The 20477-nt window shown below is 70.6% G+C and carries 18 protein-coding genes; 9 read left to right on the top strand and 9 right to left on the bottom strand.

Going from position 1 to position 20477, the window contains the following annotated elements; all coding sequences use genetic code 11:
- Positions 1–55: 55 nt before the first annotated feature.
- Together ACFQVC_RS21360 and ACFQVC_RS21355 are read left to right on the top strand one after the other, a co-directional pair.
- A complete protein-coding gene (locus ACFQVC_RS21360; protein WP_381832457.1) occupies positions 56–1117 on the top strand; it encodes an LLM class F420-dependent oxidoreductase in 1062 nt (353 codons plus the stop codon).
- A gap of 252 nt (positions 1118–1369) precedes the next feature.
- Positions 1370–2158 carry a ferritin-like domain-containing protein gene (locus ACFQVC_RS21355; RefSeq protein ID WP_381832454.1) on the top strand — a complete coding sequence of 263 codons (789 nt, stop codon included), beginning with the start codon at positions 1370–1372 and terminating at the stop codon, positions 2156–2158.
- A 79-nt stretch (positions 2159–2237) separates the two neighbouring features.
- On the opposite strand, the gene corA is transcribed toward ACFQVC_RS21355, so the two are convergent.
- On the bottom strand, positions 2238–3230 hold the full coding sequence (gene corA, locus ACFQVC_RS21350) for a magnesium/cobalt transporter CorA (RefSeq protein ID WP_381832451.1): 993 nt from the start codon (positions 3228–3230) through the stop codon (positions 2238–2240).
- A gap of 128 nt (positions 3231–3358) precedes the next feature.
- Here corA and ACFQVC_RS21345 point away from each other — a divergent pair, with 128 nt between their 5' ends.
- The 4 genes from ACFQVC_RS21345 to mshC all read left to right on the top strand — a co-directional run bounded on the left by ACFQVC_RS21345 (position 3359) and on the right by mshC (position 6895).
- Entirely contained in the window at positions 3359–4054 is a 696-nt protein-coding gene (locus ACFQVC_RS21345; RefSeq protein ID WP_381832448.1) for a histidine phosphatase family protein, read from the top strand.
- A gap of 80 nt (positions 4055–4134) precedes the next feature.
- Positions 4135–4725 (top strand): DUF3090 domain-containing protein, encoded by a 591-nt coding sequence (locus ACFQVC_RS21340; RefSeq protein WP_381832445.1) that lies wholly within the window; start codon positions 4135–4137, stop codon positions 4723–4725.
- Positions 4689–5540, top strand: coding sequence for an SCO1664 family protein (locus ACFQVC_RS21335; protein ID WP_381832442.1), 852 nt, complete (start codon positions 4689–4691; stop codon positions 5538–5540). The genes ACFQVC_RS21340 and ACFQVC_RS21335 overlap by 37 nt, the downstream gene beginning before the upstream one ends.
- A 125-nt stretch (positions 5541–5665) precedes the next feature.
- Positions 5666–6895 carry a cysteine--1-D-myo-inosityl 2-amino-2-deoxy-alpha-D-glucopyranoside ligase gene (gene mshC / locus ACFQVC_RS21330; RefSeq protein WP_381832439.1) on the top strand — a complete coding sequence of 410 codons (1230 nt, stop codon included), beginning with the start codon at positions 5666–5668 and terminating at the stop codon, positions 6893–6895.
- A gap of 100 nt (positions 6896–6995) precedes the next feature.
- On the opposite strand, the gene ACFQVC_RS21325 is transcribed toward mshC, so the two are convergent.
- Positions 6996–7529, bottom strand: a complete 534-nt coding sequence (locus tag ACFQVC_RS21325) for a hypothetical protein (protein ID WP_381832437.1) — start codon at positions 7527–7529, stop codon at positions 6996–6998.
- Between the two features lie 46 nt (positions 7530–7575).
- Positions 7576–9366 (bottom strand): S8 family peptidase, encoded by a 1791-nt coding sequence (locus ACFQVC_RS21320; RefSeq protein ID WP_381832434.1) that lies wholly within the window; start codon positions 9364–9366, stop codon positions 7576–7578.
- A 358-nt stretch (positions 9367–9724) separates the two neighbouring features.
- Here ACFQVC_RS21320 and ACFQVC_RS21315 point away from each other — a divergent pair, with 358 nt between their 5' ends.
- A complete protein-coding gene (locus tag ACFQVC_RS21315) occupies positions 9725–10696 on the top strand; it encodes an SMP-30/gluconolactonase/LRE family protein (protein ID WP_381833128.1) in 972 nt (323 codons plus the stop codon).
- Positions 10697–10768: 72 nt separating this feature from the next.
- Here the strand turns inward: ACFQVC_RS21315 and ACFQVC_RS21310 are convergent, their stop codons facing one another.
- Both ACFQVC_RS21310 and ACFQVC_RS21305 read right to left on the bottom strand, forming a co-directional pair.
- Positions 10769–12064, bottom strand: coding sequence for a PAC2 family protein (locus tag ACFQVC_RS21310; RefSeq protein ID WP_381832431.1), 1296 nt, complete (start codon positions 12062–12064; stop codon positions 10769–10771).
- A gap of 304 nt (positions 12065–12368) precedes the next feature.
- On the bottom strand, positions 12369–13040 hold the full coding sequence (locus tag ACFQVC_RS21305) for a FadR/GntR family transcriptional regulator (protein ID WP_381832428.1): 672 nt from the start codon (positions 13038–13040) through the stop codon (positions 12369–12371).
- Positions 13041–13115: 75 nt separating this feature from the next.
- On the opposite strand from ACFQVC_RS21305, the gene ACFQVC_RS21300 reads away from it, so the two are divergent.
- Positions 13116–13922, top strand: coding sequence for a maleylpyruvate isomerase family mycothiol-dependent enzyme (locus tag ACFQVC_RS21300; protein ID WP_381832425.1), 807 nt, complete (start codon positions 13116–13118; stop codon positions 13920–13922).
- Positions 13923–14026: 104 nt separating this feature from the next.
- Here ACFQVC_RS21300 and ACFQVC_RS21295 read toward each other — a convergent pair whose 3' ends face one another.
- The 4 genes from ACFQVC_RS21295 to ACFQVC_RS21280 form a co-directional block, all read right to left on the bottom strand.
- Complete coding sequence (locus ACFQVC_RS21295) at positions 14027–15646, bottom strand: glycerol-3-phosphate dehydrogenase/oxidase (RefSeq protein WP_381832422.1); 1620 nt, start codon at positions 15644–15646, stop codon at positions 14027–14029.
- A 44-nt stretch (positions 15647–15690) separates the two neighbouring features.
- Complete coding sequence (glpK, locus tag ACFQVC_RS21290) at positions 15691–17220, bottom strand: glycerol kinase GlpK (protein WP_381833125.1); 1530 nt, start codon at positions 17218–17220, stop codon at positions 15691–15693.
- Between the two features lie 61 nt (positions 17221–17281).
- Complete coding sequence (locus ACFQVC_RS21285; RefSeq protein ID WP_381832419.1) at positions 17282–18046, bottom strand: MIP/aquaporin family protein; 765 nt, start codon at positions 18044–18046, stop codon at positions 17282–17284.
- Positions 18047–18383: 337 nt separating this feature from the next.
- Positions 18384–19148: an IclR family transcriptional regulator gene (locus ACFQVC_RS21280; protein ID WP_381832416.1), complete on the bottom strand. Its 765-nt coding sequence runs from the start codon at positions 19146–19148 to the stop codon at positions 18384–18386.
- 353 nt (positions 19149–19501) lie between these two features.
- Here ACFQVC_RS21280 and ACFQVC_RS21275 point away from each other — a divergent pair.
- Positions 19502–20477 (top strand): homocysteine S-methyltransferase family protein (locus ACFQVC_RS21275; protein WP_381832413.1); only part of this gene is annotated, 976 nt, incomplete at its 3' end.

The raw sequence follows: 20477 nt of genomic DNA, 5'->3' as shown, positions 1-20477 counted from the left end.
GGCGCGCTAGAGTCCGCGGGACAAGGACGTTACTGATCGGTAAGGGGATCGGCCCATGCGACTCGGGATCAACCTCGGCTACTGGGGTGCCGGGATGGACGCGGACAATCTCGCCGTCGCCAAGGAGGCGGACAAGCTCGGCTACGCGGTCTGCTGGGCGGCGGAGGCCTACGGCTCGGACGCCGCGACCGTGCTCTCCTGGGTGGCGGCCCAGACGGAGCGCATCGACGTCGGCTCGGCCATCTTCCAGATCCCCGCCCGACAGCCCGCGATGACCGCGATGACCGCGGCCACCCTCGATTCGCTCTCCGGCGGCCGCTTCCGCCTCGGCCTCGGCGTCTCGGGCCCGCAGGTCTCCGAGGGCTGGTACGGCGTGAAGTTCGACAAGCCGCTGGCGCGCACGCGCGAGTACGTCGAGATCGTCCGCAAGGCCATGAGCCGCGAGCGCCTCGCGTACGAGGGCGAGCACTGGACACTGCCGCTGCCGGACGGCCCCGGCAAGCCCATCAAGCTCACCGTGCACCCGGCCCGCGAGCACATCCCCGTCTACATCGCGGCGATCGGCCCGAAGAACCTGGAGCAGACCGGCGAGATCGCCGAGGGCGCCCTGCTGATCTTCCCTTCGGCCGACCACCTGGAGGACACCGCGATCAAGCACATCCGGGCGGGCCGCGAGAAGGCGGGCCTGACGATGGACGGCTTCGACGTGTGCCCGACGCTGCCGCTCGCGCTCGGCGGCTCCGACGAGAACTCCGTGTCCGCGCTCGCCGACATGTTCCGGCCGTACACCGCGCTCTATGTGGGCGGTATGGGCAGCCGCAAGCAGAACTTCTACAACCAGCTTGCGCAGCGCATGGGTTACGAGAAGGAGGCCGCCGAGATCCAGGACAAGTACCTGTCCGGGGACAAGGACGGCGCCGCCGCGGCCGTACCGAAGGAGCTGATCGACTCCACTACACTGCTCGGCTCGGTCGAGCGGATCGCGGAGCGGATGCAGGCCTACGCCGCGGCCGGGGTCACCACGCTGACGCTGGCTCCCGCGGGCTTCACGCTCGACGACCGTCTCGCCTCGCTGCGCGCGGGCAGTGAGGCCCTGGAGCGCGCCGGACTGGCGTAACACGCGGGGGATGATTTCTGCGGCCGTGGTGGGGGCTCGGGGGGTCTTCCCCGCCACGGCCGACACCTGTTACAACGCCTCACGGACCGGTCGGTTACGGCCCGTGGGGTTCGGTGCGTGCGCGTAGAGCGGCTCATCCGTAGTCCACCTTTCGGCGGAGTTGTCCGACACAGCTGTTGCCCTGCACCTCCCCTCGCATTTGACTCGTTCTTTGCGGAGTCATGTGCGGGCGCGCCTGTGGAGGTGGCAGTGATGCTTTCGGCCAAGAGCTTGTTCTCGGAGATTCTCGACAACGACGAGTCCTTCCGGCTCTTCTGCTCCATCGCGGCCAGCGGGGAGTCCCAGGGCGGCTGGGAGAACGCCAGGATCGCGGCCCTGGTGCCGGAGAGCCAGCGCGCTCTCGCCCCGAAGATCACCCGGCACGGCGCGGACGAGGACAAGCACGGGCGGATCTTCAACGCCCTCCTAAAGAAGCGCGGTCTCGAACCGTGCGAGATCCCCCACGAGACCGATTACACAATGCTCCTGGAGAAGAACGGCATCGGCCTCGCGCACGAGCAGCTCAAGGCGGACAAGCCGCTCAGTGAGCAGGACATCATCACCTACCTCGCCCACAGCCGGGTCACCGAACAGCGGGCCTCCGAGCAGATGGACCTGCTGCGCAAGCACTTCGCCGACCACCCCGACCTCGGCCGCGCGGTCAAGATGATCTCCAACGACGAGGACAACCATCTCGCCTACTGCCACGAGGAGTTGCTGCGGTTCGCCCGCGCCGGCCACGGACACGACATCCAGCGCATCCTGCACGAGTGCGCGCACGCCGAAATCCGCATCTATAGGGACGTCAGTCTCGCGGTCATGGATCACATGGGCCGCATCCTGGGCTGGCCCAAGGCCAAGGCCGGAGTGCTCGCCGCCGGTATCCACGGTGTCTACGCCTACGAACGCGTCGGCGGCTGGCGCCGCATGGTGTCCCTGAAGATGCCCGAGCGGCGCAACGCCCTTGGCGGCCCCGCCACTTCGTCCCCCGAGTTCGCCTGAGCGCCCTGCAGCGAATGCGCCCGAGCGAATCCGCCCGAACAGCGAATCCGCCTGAAGACCCCGCCGGAAAACCGGCTCTCTAGAGCCAGCCGCGCCTCTTGAAGAGCCGGTACAGGCCGTAGACCGCACCCACCATGAGCACGATCACCGCGGGATAGCCCCAGGGCTGCCGCAACTCCCACATGTGCTCGAAGTTCATTCCGTACACGCCCGCGACCATGGTGGGAACCGCGGCCATGGCGGCCCACGCCGAGATCTTGCGCATGTCGTCGTTCTGCCGCACCCCGGTCTGCGCGAGATGCGCCGCGAGGACATCGGAGACGAGACGGTCCAGGCCGTCCACGTTCTCGTTGGCGCGCGTCAGATGGTCGCTGACGTCACGGAAGAACGGCTGCGCCTCCTCGTGCACGAACGGCACCCCGGCGTTCGCGAGACGGTTCATGGGCACCGCCAACGGCACGGTGGCACGGCGGAATTCGAGGACCTGGCGCTTGAAGGAGTAGATTCGCGCGGCGGTGTTGCGGCTGTCGCCCCGGCCCGGCTCGAAGACCTCCTCTTCAAGCACGTCGAGGTCCAGGTGCAGCTCCGCGGCGACCTCGATGTAGTGGTCCACCACGGCGTCGCTCACCGCGTAGAGGACCGCCGTGGGGCCGTGCTTGAGCACCTCGGGCTCGGCCTCCAGGCGACGGCGTACGGCGGCCAGCGGCGCGCCCTCGCCGTGGCGCACCGTCACCACGAAGGAGTCGCCGATGAACAGCATCACCTCGCCCGAGATGATCGTGTCGGCGTCGTCGTTGTAGACGATCGGCTTCAGGACCACGAACAACGAGTCGTCGTACACCTCCAGCTTGGGCCGCTGATGTGCCTTGAGGGCGTCCTCCACGGCCAGCGGATGCAGCCCGAACTCCGCGGAGACATGGTCGAACTCCCGCTCCGTCGGCTCGTGCAGACCGATCCACAAGAACGCGTCGGCATCCGCCCTGGCCTCTTCCAGGGCATCGCTGAAGTCCTGCGGGCCCTCGGTGCGACGGCCCTCGCGATAGATGGCGCAGTCCACGATCATTGCGGGCATTCTCCCGTGACCCGCGCTCGAACGCATCCCCGTCGTCCCCGTCGTCCCCGTCGTGCGTGCGAGCGGCCCGGTGGCCCGCGCGGCGGGCGGCTGCCGGGGACTTGACCTGGAGGCCTAGGGTGGCAGCCATGCCCACGCTGATCCTTGTCCGGCACGGCCGGTCGACCGCCAACACCGCCGGTGTGCTCGCCGGACGGACCCCGGGTGTGGCCCTCGACGAGCGCGGCACAGCACAGGCCGCGAGCCTGCCGGAGCGGCTCGCCGCCGTGCCCCTCGCCACCGCCGTCACCAGCCCGCTGCAGCGCTGCGAGGAGACCATCGCGCCGCTGCTCGCCGCCCGCCCCGGACTCGATCTGCACACCGACGAGCGGATCGGCGAGTGCGACTACGGCGACTGGTCGGGCCGTAAGCTCGCCGAACTCGCCGACGAGCCGCTCATGGAGGTCGTGCAGCAGTACCCCACGGCGGCCGCCTTCCCCGGCGGCGAGTCCATGCGGGCCATGCAGCACCGCGCGGCGGAGGCCGTACGCGAGTGGAACGCGCGCGTGGAGCGGGATTTCGGCGCCGACGCCGTATACGTGATGTGCTCGCACGGCGACATCATCAAGTCCCTTGTCGCGGACGCCCTGGGGCTCCATCTGGACCTGTTCCAGCGCATCTCCGTGGAGCCCTGCTCGGTGACCGCGATCCGCTACACGCGCCTGCGCCCCTTCCTCGTACGCCTGGGCGACACCGGCGACTTGGGCTCGCTCGCGCCGCGTGAACACGCCGCCGAGGCCAAGGACGGCGACGCCGCCGTGGGGGGCGGTGCGGGCGCACCGTGATCGTCGCCCGCAGTAGGGTGACCCCACGTCGTCTGCGGCGCCGCCGCAGCAGTATCCGATAGCTAGGGAGAGGCCAGGACGTGTCCCGTCAGGTGTTCCTCTACGACCCGCCGGAACGCTTCGTGGCCGGCACGGTCGGGCTCCCCGGGCGCCGTACGTTCTTCCTGCAGGCCTCGGCCGGTGGCCGGGTCACCAGTGTCGCCCTGGAGAAGACCCAGGTCGCCGCCCTCGCCGAGCGCATGGACGAGTTGCTGGACGAGGTCGTACGCCGCAGTGGCGGCAGCGCCCCCGTGCCCGCCGTCGCCCCCGCCGAGATCGCCGACAGCGCGCCACTCGACGCCCCCGTCGAGGAGGAGTTCCGGGTCGGCACGATGGCGCTCGCCTGGGACGGCGAGGAACAGCGCATGGTCGTCGAGGCGCAGGCTCTCGTCGAGCTGGACGCCGATGACGACGAGGACCTCGCCGAGGCCGAGGAGCGGCTGCTCCAGGACGACGAGAACGGCCCGCCCATGCTGCGGGTGCGCCTCTCCGGCACGCAGGCCAGGGCCTTCGCCAAGCGCGCCCTCGACGTCGTGAACGCCGGGCGCCCGCCGTGCCCCCTGTGCAGCCTGCCGCTCGATCCGGAAGGACACGTATGCCCGCGCCAGAACGGATACCGCCGCGGCCTGTGACCGCTGGTGCCGAGTTCGCCGAGGTCACAGAACTGCTGACGCACGGCGAGCTCACGGTCCTGGGCCGCATCCGGGAAGCGTCGAACGCCGTGCTCGTCTGCACCGTCGCCCACAAGGGCGAGCAGGCACAGTGCGTGTACAAGCCGGTCGCCGGGGAGCGGCCGCTGTGGGACTTCCCCGACGGCACGCTCGCCCAGCGCGAGGTGGCCGCCTACGAGGTCTCCGAGGCCACCGGCTGGGGCCTCGTCCCGCCGACAGTCCTGCGCGACGGGCCGCACGGCGAGGGCATGTGCCAGCTGTGGATCGAGCCCCCCGCGGACGAGGAATCCGCGCCCGAGCTGCTGGCCCTCGTGGACGGCGACGAGCCCGGCGAGGGCTGGAAGGCGGTCGGCTTCGCGGAGGTCGGTGAGGGACGTACGGCGCTGCTCGTGCACGCAGACGACCCGCGGCTCCGGCGGCTCGCCGTCCTCGACGCCGTGATCAACAACTCGGACCGCAAGGGCGGCCATCTGCTGCCCGGGCCCGAGGAGCGGCTCTACGGGATCGACCACGGCGTCACCTTCCACGCCGAGGACAAGCTGCGCACGCTGCTGTGGGGGTGGGCGGGGGAGCCCCTGACGGCGGAGGCGGTGGCCGTTCTGGAGCGGCTCGGCGCGGAACTGGACGAGGGCGGGGCGCTCGCGGCCCGGCTCGCCGGCCTCATCACACCCGTCGAGGTGGCCGCGGTGCGGGCACGGGTGGCCGAAATGCTGAAGTCGGGCCTGCATCCCGTACCGAACGGAAACTGGCCCGCGATTCCCTGGCCCCCTGTGTAGCAAGGCCCCCGCCACCGTCCCGGGCTGCGCCAAGCACACCCCGTACCGTCGCGCAAGAGTGCCTTACCGGCCAAGAGATCCGGTCCGGTTCGTATCCGGAAGGTGCGTCCGGTTAGGCTCGAACCATGCATGCCTGGCCCGCTTCCGAGGTCCCCGCCCTTCCTGGCAAGGGCCGCGACCTCAGGATCCACGACACCGCGACCGATGGGCTCATCACCCTTGACCCCGGTCCCGTCGCCCGTATCTACGTCTGCGGCATCACTCCGTACGACGCGACCCACATCGGTCACGCGGCGACCTACAACGCGTTCGACCTCGTGCAGCGCGTGTGGCTCGACAACAAGCGGCAGGTGCACTACGTCCAGAACGTGACCGACGTGGACGATCCGCTCCTTGAGCGGGCCAACCGCGACGGCCTCGACTGGACCGGCCTCGCGGAGCGCGAGACGGCACTGTTCCGCGAGGACATGACCGCCCTGCGGATGCTTCCCCCGCAGCAGTACATCGGCGCCGTCGAGGCCATACCGGGGATCATCCCCATGGTGGAGCGGCTGCGCGACATGGGCGCCGCCTACGAGCTCGACGGTGACATCTATTTCTCCGTCGAGTCCGACGCCCACTACGGCGAGGTCTCCCGTCTCGACGTCGCCACCATGAAGGCGCTCTCCGCGGAGCGCGGCGGCGACCCCGAGCGGCCGGGCAAGAAGAACCCGCTCGACCCGATGCTCTGGATGGCGGCCCGCGACGGCGAGCCCAGCTGGGACGGCGCCAGCCTCGGCCGCGGCCGGCCCGGCTGGCACATCGAGTGTGTCGCCATCGCCCTGGAGCACCTGGGCATGGGCTTCGACATCCAGGGCGGCGGCTCGGACCTGGCCTTCCCGCACCACGAGATGGGCGCGTCACACGCCCAGGTGATGACCGGGCAGCATCCCTTCGCCAAGGCCTATGTGCACGCGGGCATGGTCGCCCTGGACGGCGCGAAGATGTCCAAGTCCAAGGGCAACCTGGTGTTCGTCTCCAAGCTGCGGCAGGACGGCGTCGACCCGGCGGCCATCCGGCTCGCGCTGCTCGCCCACCACTACCGCGCGGACTGGGAGTGGACCGACCAGGTCCTGCAGGACGCCGTCGACCGGCTCGGCCGCTGGCGCGCAGCCGTCTCCCGGCCCGACGGCCCCGACGCCGACCCGCTCGTCGAGGAGATCCGCGAGGCCCTGGCCGCCGACCTGGACGCGCCCGCCGCACTCGCGGCGGTCGACCGCTGGGCCGCACGGCAGGAGTCCGAAGGCGGTACGGAAGAGGGCGCACCCGGAGTGGTGTCCCGCGCCGTGGACGCGCTCCTGGGTGTAGCGCTGTAACACGTACGCAGGTGCTGTGACGCCTGCGCAGGTGAGGCGCCGGACGAGCAGGGCTCGTCCGGCGCCTCTGTGTCTGTGCCGGTGTGTCTGTGCCGGCCGGCTACTTGTTGACCACGATCGCCTGGATCGAGTTCGGGTTCGCGCTGTCGAAGAAGCCGATCACCTGGTGTCCGGCGATGAAGCCGCGCTGCACGACGTCCTGCACGATCTGGCTCGGATTGTGCAGCTCACGCCAGATGTTGTTGACGAGCAGGAAGAGGATCGGCGGCTGGCCGGGCAGGGCGTCGACGACGTTCCAGTACCGGGTCGCCACGCCGCTCTGGATCGCCTCGGCGCCGATCTGCTGCCCCAGCTGCTGCAGAAGCTGCTGATACGGCTGCTGCTGCCCCATCTGCTGCAGCTGCTGCTGGAGCTGCGGAGGCAGCATCTGGCCCATCTGGCCCGTCTGCCCCATCTGGCCCTGGCCGCCCTGGCCGTACATCTGCTGACCGGGCTGCTGCTGGCCCTGCTGCTGTTGCGGCGGGGCGGTGCTCACGCCCTGCTGGCCCTGCTGCTGGCCGAACTGGCCCTGGCCGAACTGGCTCTGGCCCTGCTGCTGGGGGATCTGCTGACTCATCTGCGGGGTGGTGCTCATGCGGGTGCCACCTTCCCTCATTGATTCAGTGATGGGTGCCGCGGGTTCAGCCGGCGATGACCAGGCCGACGACCTGGTCGTCCGCGAACCAGACACGTACGTCGGGCCGTCCCCCCGCGAAGGCGGCGTGCACCGCCTGGCGGGTCTCGGGGGACGGGTCGTTCAGGTTGCGCCACGCCCCTGCCACGAACAGCCGCAGGCGCGGCGGGAGTTCACGCGGGTACGGGACCAGTTCGTCCCAGTACCGCTCGGCCTGGCCCGTACCGATCGCCGACGGCAGCAGATGCGCGACGGCGGCCTTGATGTCGGGCCGGCTGCCGATCCGCTGCGATGCGGGCCGGCCCGGTGCGTCCTGCTGCGGCGAACCCGTCGCGCGCAGCACCTCACGGGCGCGCCGCGGCTGCAGCGGGGCCTGCCCGGCCGCTTTGAGCATGCCTTGCAGCGAGGCGAGGGCGCCCACCACGATCGGGGACGCGGAGGACGTACCGGAGAATGTGTCGGTGTACCAGGCGATCTCCTCGGCGCCGCCCTGCAGATCGCCGGGCCGGTTCCAGAAGCCGCCGGTCGTGGTGGTCTCACGGCCCCAGCCCTGGGCGTCCACGCGCGCCCCGTAGTTGGAGAAGGCGAGCCGGGAGCGGTCCGGGCCGTGGTCGCGGCCGTGAGTGCCGGGCGGGGGCGCGCCCGCGCCGACGAGGACGGCGCCGGAGAGCTCATTGGCCGGGTTGAACGGGTTGCGCCACCACTCGGGGAACTCATCGGGCCTGCGCTCGTAGGCCGCGTCGTCAAGGGACTCCGAGCCGTTGCCCGCCGCACCGACCACGAGGACACCCCTGGCCGTGGCGTGCCGGATCGCCGCGTAGTCGTCGGGCCACCATTCGAGGGCGATATAGCCGCGCTGGTCGTCACGTGTGGCGAAGTCGAACTGCGGGCCGGGGCGGTGCAGCTCGATCAGCACGATATCGCCGGGGCTCAGCCGCTCGGCCGCCTTGTGGATCGCCGCCGCCGAGCCGATGCCCGCGAAGGAGGCGGCCGCGGTGACCGTCTCCGGGACGATGCCCACGATGCCACGCTCGGCGCGTTCACCCCGCTCGGCCTGTTCTCCCCGTTCGCTCCGGTCGCCGCCGATCACACCGAGGACGGCGGTGCCGTGGTTGCGCCAGGCCAGGTCCTGCAGCGGTGTGCCGACCACGACGCCCGCCAGCTTCGCCGACAGGTCCTCGTGGCCCAGCTGCCAGGCGCCCTCGACATCGATGACGGTGACGCCCTCGCCCGAGCCGCCGGGCCGCTGCCAGGCCCAGTACGCGTCCACGCCCTCCGGGGCCGGACGCAGATAGCCCTGCCTGCCGGTGAAGTCGGGGGTGACCCGGGCGCCTTCCTTGCGTCGCTGGGAGTCGTCGGCGCTCTGCCCGTACTGCCCGTACTGGCCGAGCGTGGCGGCGGGTACGGCGCCGGGCTTGACGTAGGCCGTGTCGACTCCGGGCAGGGCGGCGATCCGGGACCGCAGCTCCTGGGCCCGTGACTGCTCGCCCCGCACCCGGTAGAACAGCGCCAGATCGGGTCCCGGCGGGGCCTCGCCCGCGGCCGCCGCGGCCTCGAGTCGCTCCTCACTGCCGAACAGCGGCTCCAGGGAGAGCTGTTCGTCGCTGAGGAACATATTGAGGGCGGAGACATCCGCCCCCGCGGCCGAGCGGACACCGTGCTCCTCGGCGCGCAGCCGGGCCTCGGCCCGGGCCACGACGATCAACTCCTGCTCGGCCCCCTGGTAGGTGAATCCCGCTCCGTCAGGTCCTGGTCCGGCGGCTCCCGGGTCGTGCGCCGGCTGCGCCTGCTCGGTCATCGCTATGCGCTCCCCTCGGATGTCGGCTCCGCGGTACTCGGCCTCGGCCGGCCGTCTGCTCAACTTGCCCGTCTGCTGACTCGCCCGTCTGCTCAACTGACCCGTCGGCTCAACTCGCCCGTGTGCTCCTCGCCTTCGTGGCACACCTTGCTACCGGGACCGCCGGGCGTCCACCCCAAGGTGAGCCAACTGTGTTTGAAACAAAGTTGAATGGGGAACCCCCTGCAATTCATCCTGAAGGCGATGTCACGGCATATACCGGCCAAAGCCTGCGGTGAAGACCGTCATGTGGTGGGGTATGAGCGGCCATTGACCCTTTTTGCCGGACCTCTTACCGGAAGGATGCGCAATGGATGCCATGGATCGTCCGGACCGTCGCGTCGCACGTCGAAGACTCCTCGGCGCGAGCGCGGCCGCCGCGGGTGCCGCTCTCCTCGGCCCGCTCGGCGCCTCCGCACGTGCGGCCGAAACGGCTCCCGCCGCCCGCCCCACCCTCATTCCGCTCCCGGACGGCTTCCGGCCCGAGGGGGTGACCATCGGCTCACGCCCGTACGCGTACTTCGGCTCGATCGCGCACGGCGGCGTCTACCGCGCCGACCTGACCACCGGCCGGGGCCGCACGGTGGTCGAGGGCCAGGGCCCGGGCCATCCGGTGATCGGCCTCAAACTCCACGACAGCGGACGGCTGTTCCTGTGCGGCGGGCCCAGCCAGGAGCTGCGGACGGCCGACCCGCGCAGCGGCCGGGTGCACACCATCGCCACGGTCGGCTCGGCCGGAACCTTCGTCAATGACGTGATCCTCACGCCGGGCGCCGCCTGGTTCACGGACTCCTTCAAGCCCCAGCTCTACCGCCTCGCCCTCGACCGGCACGGCACGCCCGGAGAGGTGAGCACCCTGCCGCTCGGCGGCGACTGGCAGCAGGGCCCCGACTTCACGGCCAACGGCATCGAGCGCACTCCGGACGGCAGCGCGCTGCTCGTGGTCAACTCCTTCGCGGACGGCGGCACTTTGATGCGCGTCGACCCGAGTGACGGCGTCGCCGCGGCCGTGGACCTCGGCGGAGCGAGGATCCCCAACGGCGACGGCCTGCTGCTGCTCGGCCGGGTGCTCTACGTCGTGCAGCAGCGGCAGAACGCCGTCGACGTCTTCCGCCTCAACCGGTCCGGCACCCGCGGCCGTACGCTCACGCGGATCACCGACGCGCGCTTCCGTATCCCCACGACCGCGGCGGCCTGGGGCGGCCGGATCTATCTGCCCAACGCCCGCTTCGACGTGGCCGAGCCGACCCCGGACACGGAGTACGAGGCGGTGGCGGTCGACCAGGTGTGAGGGCGGGGCGGTGAGCGCGCCCTGGTGTGAGGCGGGGCGGCGGTGCCGGCTCAGGCGTCGGTCAGCGGCCGCTCAGTCGCCCGAGCGCGGCTCGCCGTCCTTGCCTTCGGCCTTGCCCTTGTCCTGGCCCTGGCCTTTGTCTTTGCCCGTGTTGTTGCCCTTGTCCTTGTCCTTGCCGGCGCCGTTGTCTGCGGCATCGGCATCGGCATCGGCATCGGCATCGACATCGTCTGCGTCCTGGGCCGACGGGCCCTCGGGCTCGGCTTCGCCGGATTCGCGTACGTCACCGGAGTCACCGGCGTCAGTGGAGTCACCGGGCTCGGCGTCCCGGACGGCGTCACCGTCACCGTCGGACTCGCGGCCGCTCTCCGCCCCCGCCCCGGAGTCCCTGCCCTTCTCCGCCCCGGGCGCCGGCTCCTGCGGCAGGGGCTTGGGCGGACGGGTCCGCTCGCTCGGGGTGTCGCGCAGGAACGAGCCGGTGTCGCCGCCGTCCGTGGCGTGGCCGGGGACCGGGCCCGGTCCTGGGCCGCCGTCGCGCCGGCGCAGATACCGCTCGAATTCCCGGGCGATCGCCTCGCCGGACGCCTCGGGCAGCTCCGCGGTGTCCCGGGCCTCCTCCAGCGTCTGGACGTACTCCGCGACCTCGCTGTCCTCGGCGGCCAGCTGGTCGACGCCGAGCTGCCAGGCGCGGGCGTCCTCGGCCAGCTCGCCGAGCGGGATGCGCAGGTCGATCAGGTCCTCGAGGCGGTTGAGCAGCGCGAGAGTGGCCTTCGGGTTCGGCGGCTGCGAGACGTAGTGCGGCACGGCCGCCCACAGCGAGACCGCCGGGACGCCCGCGTGCGTGCAGGCCTCCTGGAGGATGCCGACGATGCCCGTGGGGCCTTCGTACCGCGTCTCCTCCAGGTTCATGGTGCGGGCCAGGTCCGCGTCCGATGTGACACCGCTGACCGGCACAGGGCGGGTGTGCGGGGTGTCCCCGAGCAGCGCCCCCAGGACCACCACCAGCTCCACGCCCAGCTCGTGCGCGAAGCCGAGCAGCTCGTTGCAGAACGAACGCCAGCGCATGGACGGCTCGATCCCGCGCACAAGGACCAGGTCACGCGGCTTGTCGCCGCCGACCCTGACCACGGAGAGGCGGGTCGTCGGCCAGGTGATCTTGCGTACCCCGCCGTCGAGCCAGACCGTGGGCCGGTTGACCTGGAAGTCGTAGTAGTCCTCGGCGTCGAGCGCCGCGAACACCTCGCCCTTCCACTCCCTGTCCAGATGAGCGACCGCAGTGGAGGCGGCGTCGCCGGCGTCGTTCCAGCCTTCGAACGCGGCCACCATGACCGGGTCGACCAGCTCGGGAACCCCCTCGAGCTCGATCACCCAGCGCCTCCTTCCGACGTGCCCTCGCGTACGCCCCAACCTTACGGCGTCCGTGGGGGCCCTCCGCAGCCCCCTTGCACGCCCTCTGCGTGCCTGAGTGCACAGATGCATCCCCAGGCGGGGCGCCATTCATCCGAGCTGTCATCGCCCAACCCCCTTTAGGGAAGGGGTTGTTGGCCCGTTGCGCGGGCATACGTAGGATGAGTTCAATCGTCCGATGACCGGGCCCTTCGCCCCGGACGCGGCGTGACCGCCGCCTCAGCCGCAGCATGGCCGTCACGGCCCGGCTGTCACGGCGTGGCCGTCACAGTGTGGAGCGCAACCACTGCTCCACGCTCGCGATATGCACCGTCGCCCACGACCTGGCCGCCTCCGCGTCCCCGTCGCGCAGTGCGGCGAGGATCATGCGGTGCTCGTACAGGGTGCGGCTCACGGCGTCCTCCTGGGTGAGGCCGCGCCAGATCCTGGCCCGGGTGGTCGGCCCCGAGAGCCCGTCGAGGAGTGAGCACAGCACCGAGTTCCCCGACGCCTGCACGATGCCGCGGTGGAATTCGAGGTCGGATGCCACCAGCTCCTCCACCGAAGGTGCCGCGCCCAGCGCGTCCAACTGGGCGCTCAGGGCGTCGAGTTCGCTCTCCTCGATATGTGCGCAGGCGATCGCCGTGGCGGCGGGCTCCAGGATGCGGCGTACCGCGAGAAACTCCAGAACCGTGTCGTCCCGGTGGAAGTCGACGACGAAACTCAGCGCCTCCAGGAGCAGCTGCGGATCGAGGCTCGTGACATATGTCCCGTCTCCCTGGCGTACGTCGAGGATCCGGATGAGCGCCAGAGCGCGTACCGCCTCGCGCAGCGAGTTACGGGAAAGGCCCAGGTCAGCGGCGAGTTCGCTCTCCTTGGGCAGTCGGTCCCCCGGGCGCAGCGCACCCGAGACGATCATGCCTTTGATCTTCTCGATCGCCTCGTCGGTGACAGCCATGGCCCGAACCTCCGGTCTCGCTCAGACATCCGATGTCTCACCCGGCATTATGCGGGTCCGTCTACCGTGAGGGCCATGAGTCTTCCCGCAGGCTTCGAAGCCGACTGCGACACGATCGTCCGGCAGACCGCACTGCTCCGCTCCCTTGTGCGCGACGCCGACCTCTCCGTCCCGGTTCCCGCCTGTCCCGGCTGGACCCTCGGCGACCTTTTGCGGCACGTCGGCGGCGCGTACCGCTGGGCCGAGGAGATCGTCCGTACGCGGGCCGCGGAACCCGTGCCCGACGACATCGTCAACGACGTGACGGGATACGGCGACAAGGATCCCGAAGCCCTCGGCGAGTGGCTCACCGAGGGCGCCGGCCGGCTCGCCGCGACCCTGCGCGAGGCCGGCCCGCACCCGCGGGTGTGGGCGCCCGCGCCCCCGCGCACCCCGCTGTTCTGGTCCCGCCGTATGGCCGCCGAGTCCGTCGTGCACCGCTACGACGCGACCCGGGCCCTGGGTGCGCCCCACGACCTCGACCCGTCCGTGGCGGTGGCCGCCCTGGAGGAGTGGATGGAGGTCAGCACGCTGCCGCAGGCCGTGGAGACCGAGGAACAGCGCCGTGCGCTCCGTGAGCCGCCGTGGACGCTGCACATCCACGCCACGGACGCCGGGGACGTGGGCGCGGGTGAGTGGCTGTTCGACCTGAGCGGCGATGCGATCTCGCTCCGGCGCGCGCACGAGAAGGCCACGGTCGCCGTGCGCGGGCCCGCCGTGGAACTGCTGCTGCTCATGTACGCCCGCCGCGGCCCCGAAGGCGACGGCATCGAGGTCTTCGGCGACCCGGCGCGGTTGATGGACTGGCGGGAGAAGACCAGTTACTGGACGCGCAAGAAGTGACGGCCCGCGGAAGCCATGCGTAAGGCAAGCCATGCGTAAGGCAAGCCATGCGTAAGGGGCGGCCGCAACAGCGACCGCCCCTTACAACTGCCCTATAGGGAGCGTTACTTCTTCAGCAGGTCCTCGACCTTGCCCCGCACCTCGTCCGTGGCCAGGCCGCGGATCGTCAGCGTCGTACGGCGGCGCAGCACGTCGTCCGCCGTCTCGGCCCACTCGTGGTCACGGGCGTAGACGACCTGGGCCCAGATCTCCGGGGCGTCGGGGTGAATGCGCTCGGCGAGCGCCGGGTCCTCGTTGGCCAGGCGCGCGATGTCGAAGGACAGCGAGCCGTAGTGCGTGGCCAGGTGGCGCGCGGTGTCGGCGGACATCCGCGGGCCCGGCGTACCCCCGTCGACCAGGAGCCGGTGCGCGACCGCGTCGGGGTTCGAAATACCCGGCAGCGGAAGCTTCTTGGGGAGCTGCGAGATCGGCTGCATGTCCTCGCCGAGCGGGTGCCCGGGCAGCTCGGCCAGCTTGTTCATCACCGTACGGCCGATGTGCCGGAAGGTGGTCCACTTGCCGCCGGCGACCGACAGCATGCCGCCGCGGCCCTCGGTCACGACCGTCTCGCGCTTGGCCTTCGAGGTGTCGCCCGGGCCGCCGGGAAGCACCCGCAGACCGGCGAAGGAGTACGTGATCAGATCGCGGGACAGCTGCTGGTCCCGGATCGAGAACGCCGCCTCGTCCAGGATCTGCGTGGTGTCCTTCTCGGTGACCGAGACATCGCGCGGGTCGCCCTCGAACTCCTCGTCCGTCGTACCGAGGAGCAGCATGTCCTCCCACGGCAGGGCGAACGTGATGCGGTACTTGTCGATCGGCGTCGCCAGCGCGGCCTTCCACGGGGCGGTGCGCTTGAGGACCAGGTGCGCGCCCTTGGAGAGGCGGATGGAGGGCGCCGCGTTCGGGTCCTCCATCGAGCGCAGGTGGTCCACCCAGGGGCCCGTGGCGTTCAGGACGAGACGGGCGCTGACGCCGAACTCGTCGCCCGACTGACGGTCCTTGAGCTCGGCGCCCGTCACCCGGCCCTTGGTGAAGCGCAGGCCGGTGACCTCGGCGTGGTTGAGGACGACGGCGCCCGCCTCGACGGCCGCGCGGACCGTCATCAGCGCCATCCGCGCGTCGTTCATCTGGTCGTCGCCGTACACCGCGACGGCCTTGAGGTTGTCGGTGCGCAGCTCCGGCACGTCCTGCGCTGCCTTCGACGGGGAGAGCAGATGCCCGACGCCGTCGCCGAACGCCGACAGGGCGCTGTACGCGAAGACACCCGCGCCCAGCTTGGCCGCGCCGTGCGGGCCGCCCTTGTAGACGGGCAGGTAGAAGGTGAGCGGGTTGGCGAGGTGCGGTGCCACCTGACGTGACACCGCACGCCGCTCGAAGTGGTTCTCCGCGACCAGCTTCACCGCGCCGGTCTGCAGATAGCGCAGACCGCCGTGGAGCAGCTTGGAGGAAGCGGAGGAGGTGGCGCCGGCGAAGTCACCGGCGTCCACCAGGGCCACCCGCAGTCCGGCCTGCGCGGCATGCCAGGCAGTGGAGATGCCCAGGATGCCGCCGCCGATGACGAGCAGGTCGTACGTCGCCTTCGCCAGCTGCTCACGGGTCTCGGCACGGCTCGGTATCGAACCGCCGGCCGGGTGCAGGCCGAGCGCCGGGTAGGCAGGGCCGCTCTGCAGGGTGGGGGTGCTCATGGGTTTTGCTCCTCGTCAGCTCGTCCTCGAGGCAGAGGGATTCATCAGCCCTCGTCCTCGATCCAGCCCATGGTCCGCTCGACGGCCTTGAGCCAGTTCTTGTACTCGCGGTCCCGCTGCTCCGCAGGCATACGGGGGGTCCACTCGGCGGCCCGGCGCCAGTTGGCGCGCAGGGCGTCGGTGTCCGGCCAGAAGCCGACGGCGAGGCCGGCGGCGTAGGCCGCACCGAGGCAGGTGGTCTCCGCGACCATCGGGCGCACCACGGGAGCGTCCGTGAAGTCGGAGATCGTCTGCATCAGCAGGTTGTTGGAGGTCATACCGCCGTCGACCTTGAGAGCCGCGAGCTCGACGCCGGAGTCCTTCGTCATGGCGTCGGTGATCTCACGGGTCTGCCAGGCGGTGGCCTCGAGCACGGCGCGCGCGATGTGCGCCTTGGTGACGTACCGGGTCAGGCCGGCGATCACACCGCGGGCGTCGGAGCGCCAGTACGGGGCGAACAGACCGGAGAAGGCCGGCACGAAGTAGGCGCCGCCGTTGTCCTCGACCGAGGACGCGAGGGTCTCGATCTCGGCGGCGGACTGGATCAGGCCCATCTGGTCGCGCATCCACTGCACCAGGGAGCCGGTGACCGCGATCGAGCCCTCGAGGGCGTAGACCGGCTTCTGGTCGCCGATCTGGTAACCGACCGTGGTGAGCAGGCCGTTGTAGGAGTTGACGGGCTCGTCACCGGTGTTCATCAGCATGAAGGTGCCGGTGCCGTACGTCGACTTGGCCTCGCCCTTGGCGAAACAGGTCTGGCCGAACAGGGCGGCCTGCTGGTCGCCGAGTGCGGAGGCGACGGGAACGCCGTCGAGGATGCCGCCCTTGGCGTGGCCGTAGACCTCGGCGGAGGACCTGATCTCCGGGAGCACGGCGAGCGGGATGCCCATCGAGTGCTCCACGATGCGCTCGTCCCAGGCCATCTCGTGCAGGTTCATCAGGAGGGTGCGCGAGGCGTTGGTGACGTCGGTGACGTGCACGCCGCCGTCGGTGCCGCCGGTCAGATTCCAGATGACCCAGGAGTCCATGGTGCCGAAGAGGATGTCGCCGGCCTCGGCGCGCTCGCGCAGGCCCTCGACGTTGTCGAGCAGCCAGCGGACCTTCGGGCCCGCGAAGTAGGAGGCGAGCGGGAGGCCGGTCTCGCGGCGGAAGCGGTCCTGGCCGACGTTGCGGCCGAGCTCCTTGCACAGCGCGTCGGTGCGGGTGTCCTGCCACACGATGGCGTTGTGCACCGGCTCGCCGGTGTTCTTGTCCCACATCAGCGTGGTCTCACGCTGGTTGGTGATGCCGATCGCCTTGACGTCGGCGGCGGTGATCCCGGCCTTGGTGACGGCCCCGGCGACCACGGACTGGACGTTGGTCCAGATCTCCTTGGCGTCGTGCTCGACCCAGCCCGGCTTGGGGAAGATCTGCTCGTGCTCGCGCTGGTCGACGGCGACGATCCGGCCGTCCTTGTCGAAGACGATGCAGCGGCTGGAGGTGGTGCCCTGGTCGATCGCGGCGATGAAGGGCCCGGCGGTGTGTGCGTCGGTCACTGTGTGCTCCATGAAGTCTTTGGTACGGCGGTGCGGTGTGCGCTCAGCTGGTTGCTGCGGCTCAGGCGAAGGCCACGTTGTAGATGCCGGCCGCTATGGCGCCGCCGAGAAGCGGGCCGACGACGGGGATCCAGGCGTACGACCAGTCGGAGCCGCCCTTGTTCGGCAGCGGCAGCAGGGAGTGCACGATGCGCGGGCCCAGGTCACGGACCGGGTTGATCGCGTAGCCGGTCGGCCCGCCGAGGGAGAGACCGATGCCGACCACGACCAGCGCGGTGATCAGCGCACCGCCCCAGGAGAGGCCCTTGCCGTCCGCGCTCAGGCCCTGGGTGAGGATCGCCAGCACGAGCACGATGGTGGCGATCACCTCGGTGGCCAGGTTCTGCAGGGGGTTGCGGATCTCGGGCGACGTGAAGAAGACACCGTGCACCGGGCCGGGGTTGGCGGTCTTCTGCGCGGCGACCTCGGGGTCGTTCAGGTGGGCCTTGAAGTGGCCGTAGTAGGCGATCCACACGAGAACCGCGCCGATCATCGCGCCGAGCAGCTGGCCCGAGAAGTAGGCCGGGGTGTCACCCCAGGTGGGGGCGCCGTCACCGCCCTTGATGATGAGGCCGACGGTCACCGCGGGGTTGAGGTGCGCGCCGGACTGCACGGCGATGTAGGCACCGGTGAGGACCGCGAAGCCCCAACCGAAAGCGATGGCCACCCAACCGGCTTGGAAAGCCTTCGAGCGCTTCAGCGTGACGGCGGCGCAGACGCCACCGCCCAGCAGGATCAGAACAGCGGTACCGATGGTCTCGCTGATGAAGATGTCGGAGCTGGACACCCGCGACTCCTTTGTCCTTCGTCCAGGGGAAGGCGAACCACGGGTCCCGCCGGTGGTCCGCGCCCTCAGGGTGAGGGCGTATGCCCGATCCGCCTTGCCACACCCTACCTCGCATTACCGGTAGGTGTTCGACAATGCCGACCGTTGAACGGCAGTTTTCCGCCAGGGTTAACTCGACGTCAAGACTTCTGTGACGGTAATCGCGATCGTTATCCGTCGCCTTGAGGCGCGGGTCACGGGGTGACTCGCGGCGGGCACGGAGGGTGCCTGTCCAACTGGGGAAAACGCCCGCCCGCAGCGCCCGGGAGCACCCCGGAGCGCCCTGCGGCACCGTGCCTCAGAAGCGCCCGGCGCCCAGGTCACGCGACACCGCGCGGGCGCAGTCGCGCACCGCCGCGACCAGCTCGGAACGCAGCTCGCCGTCGGCGCAGACCCGCTCCACGGCGCCGGTGATGCCGACCGCGCCGACCGGCATCCGCCGCCGGTCGTGGATCGGGGCCGCGACGGAGGCCACACCGTCCCAGGTCTCCTCGATGTCGGCGGCCCAGCCACGCGCGCGGGTCAGGTCGAGGACGCTCTCGAAGGCGTCGAGCGCGGTGACCGTGTGCGGCGTGTAGTCCTTCCGCTCGGCCTCCACGACCTCGCTGTGCGCCACCGGGTCGTAGGCGGAGAGCACCTTGCCGAGCGCCGTGGAGTGCAGCGGCTGCATCGCGCCCACCTCGAGCACCTGCCGGCTGTCGTCGGGCCGGAAGACGTGGTGCACGATCAGGACGCCCTGCTGGTGCAGGACGCCCAGGTAGACGCTCTCGCCGCTGGAGCGGGCCAGGTCGTCGGTCCACACCAGCGCCCGGGCCCGCAGTTCGTGCACGTCCAGATAGCTGTTGCCGAGGCGTAGCAGCTCGGCGCCCAGCTGGTAGCGGCCCGAGGCGGCGTCCTGCTCGACGAAACCCTCCTGCTGCAGGGTGCGCAGGATGCCGTGCGCCGTGCCCTTCGCGAGGCCCAGTGCGGAGGCGATGTCGGAGAGGCCGAGGCGCCGCTCGCCGCCCGCGAGCAACCGCAGCATGGCCGCCGCGCGCTCGAGCGACTGGATGTTCTTCGCCACGCGTCAGCTCCCCTTCCTGTCCCTCGGGTCCGTGCCCTCGGGCACCGTCCGCGCCCCGCGTCCGGCTCTATTGCGGGCCCCTTTTGCGTGCGGGACCTCCGCCGACCCGGTCGTTCGACAATGCTGAACACTATCGGCCCATGCCGACCTTGTCCTAACGGGTGGGCCGGACTCTTTCCGCGGCTCTTTTCTCAGCTCTTTCCTCCTGGGCCACTCGCGCGGACCTGGAGCGGTGACTGTCTGCTTGCTGGACGTCTTCACAGAAGGACCTTCGTCCCGGCTACCCTGACCGCGTGCGCCTTCCGCCGGGAAGACGCAAAGCCGACAGCCGTCGCACTCCAGGGAGCTCATCCATGGCCTCGCAGCCGACCCCCGCAACCGCCAGCCCGAACCGAGCAGACGCTCTGCGTACGGCCCTTGCCACCCGGGTGGTGGTGGCCGACGGGGCGATGGGCACGATGCTTCAGGCGCAGGACCCCTCGATGGAGGACTTCCAGCAGCTGGAGGGCTGCAACGAAATCCTCAATGTGACCCGGCCCGACATCGTCCGCTCGGTGCACGCCGAGTACTTCGCAGTAGGTGTCGACTGCGTCGAAACCAACACTTTCGGGGCCAATTTCGCGGCCCTGGGGGAGTACGACATCCCGGAGCGGGTCTTCGAGCTCTCCGAGTCCGGCGCGCGGATCGCCCGTGAAGTGGCCGACGAGTTCCACGAGTCGACCGGCCAGGAGCGCTGGGTCCTCGGCTCGATGGGCCCCGGCACCAAGCTGCCCACCCTGGGCCACGCCCCGTACGTCAAGTTGCGCGACGCCTACCAGCAGAACGCCGAAGGCCTGATCGCCGGTGGCGCCGACGCCCTCCTGGTGGAGACCACCCAGGACCTGCTGCAGACCAAGTCCGCGATTCTGGGCGCCCACCGCGCCCTGGAAGCGACCGGCGCGAACCTGCCCATCATCTGCTCGGTCACCGTCGAGACGACCGGCACGATGCTCCTGGGCTCGGAGATCGGTGCCGCCCTGACGGCCCTGGAGCCGCTCGGTATCGACATGATCGGCCTCAACTGCGCCACGGGCCCCGCCGAGATGAGCGAGCACCTGCGCTATCTGGCCCGCCACTCGCGCGTACCGATCGCCTGCATGCCCAACGCGGGCCTGCCGGTCCTCGGCAAGGACGGCGCCCACTACCCGCTGACGGCGTCCGAACTGGCCGACGCGCAGGAGACGTTCGTCGGCGAGTACGGCCTGTCTCTGGTGGGCGGCTGCTGCGGCACCACGCCCGAGCATCTGCGGCAGGTGGTGGAGCGGGTGCGCGGCCTGGCCCCGAGTGAGC

The sequence above is a fragment of the Streptomyces monticola genome (genome assembly GCF_042665355.1).
GTDB lineage: Bacteria > Actinomycetota > Actinomycetes > Streptomycetales > Streptomycetaceae > Streptomyces > Streptomyces monticola.
Note: the sequence above shows the minus strand (reverse complement) of the source record. Positions and strands in the feature narration are given on the sequence as shown.

What these genes read in the sequence shown, in the direction of transcription:
- ACFQVC_RS21355 (WP_381832454.1), top strand. Translation starts at nt 1,370, where the DNA reads ATGCTTTCGGCCAAGAGCTTGTTCTCGGAGATTCTCGACAACGACGAG.
- ACFQVC_RS21360 (WP_381832457.1), top strand. Translation starts at nt 56, where the DNA reads ATGCGACTCGGGATCAACCTCGGCTACTGGGGTGCCGGGATGGACGCG.
- ACFQVC_RS21335 (WP_381832442.1), top strand. Translation starts at nt 4,689, where the DNA reads ATGCCCGCGCCAGAACGGATACCGCCGCGGCCTGTGACCGCTGGTGCC.
- ACFQVC_RS21320 (WP_381832434.1), bottom strand. Translation starts at nt 9,366, where the DNA reads ATGACCGAGCAGGCGCAGCCGGCGCACGACCCGGGAGCCGCCGGACCA.
- mshC (WP_381832439.1), top strand. Translation starts at nt 5,666, where the DNA reads ATGCATGCCTGGCCCGCTTCCGAGGTCCCCGCCCTTCCTGGCAAGGGC.
- ACFQVC_RS21305 (WP_381832428.1), bottom strand. Translation starts at nt 13,040, where the DNA reads ATGGCTGTCACCGACGAGGCGATCGAGAAGATCAAAGGCATGATCGTC.
- ACFQVC_RS21325 (WP_381832437.1), bottom strand. Translation starts at nt 7,529, where the DNA reads ATGAGCACCACCCCGCAGATGAGTCAGCAGATCCCCCAGCAGCAGGGC.
- ACFQVC_RS21295 (WP_381832422.1), bottom strand. Translation starts at nt 15,646, where the DNA reads ATGAGCACCCCCACCCTGCAGAGCGGCCCTGCCTACCCGGCGCTCGGC.
- corA (WP_381832451.1), bottom strand. Translation starts at nt 3,230, where the DNA reads ATGCCCGCAATGATCGTGGACTGCGCCATCTATCGCGAGGGCCGTCGC.
- ACFQVC_RS21315 (WP_381833128.1), top strand. Translation starts at nt 9,725, where the DNA reads ATGGATCGTCCGGACCGTCGCGTCGCACGTCGAAGACTCCTCGGCGCG.
- ACFQVC_RS21300 (WP_381832425.1), top strand. Translation starts at nt 13,116, where the DNA reads ATGAGTCTTCCCGCAGGCTTCGAAGCCGACTGCGACACGATCGTCCGG.
- ACFQVC_RS21345 (WP_381832448.1), top strand. Translation starts at nt 3,359, where the DNA reads ATGCCCACGCTGATCCTTGTCCGGCACGGCCGGTCGACCGCCAACACC.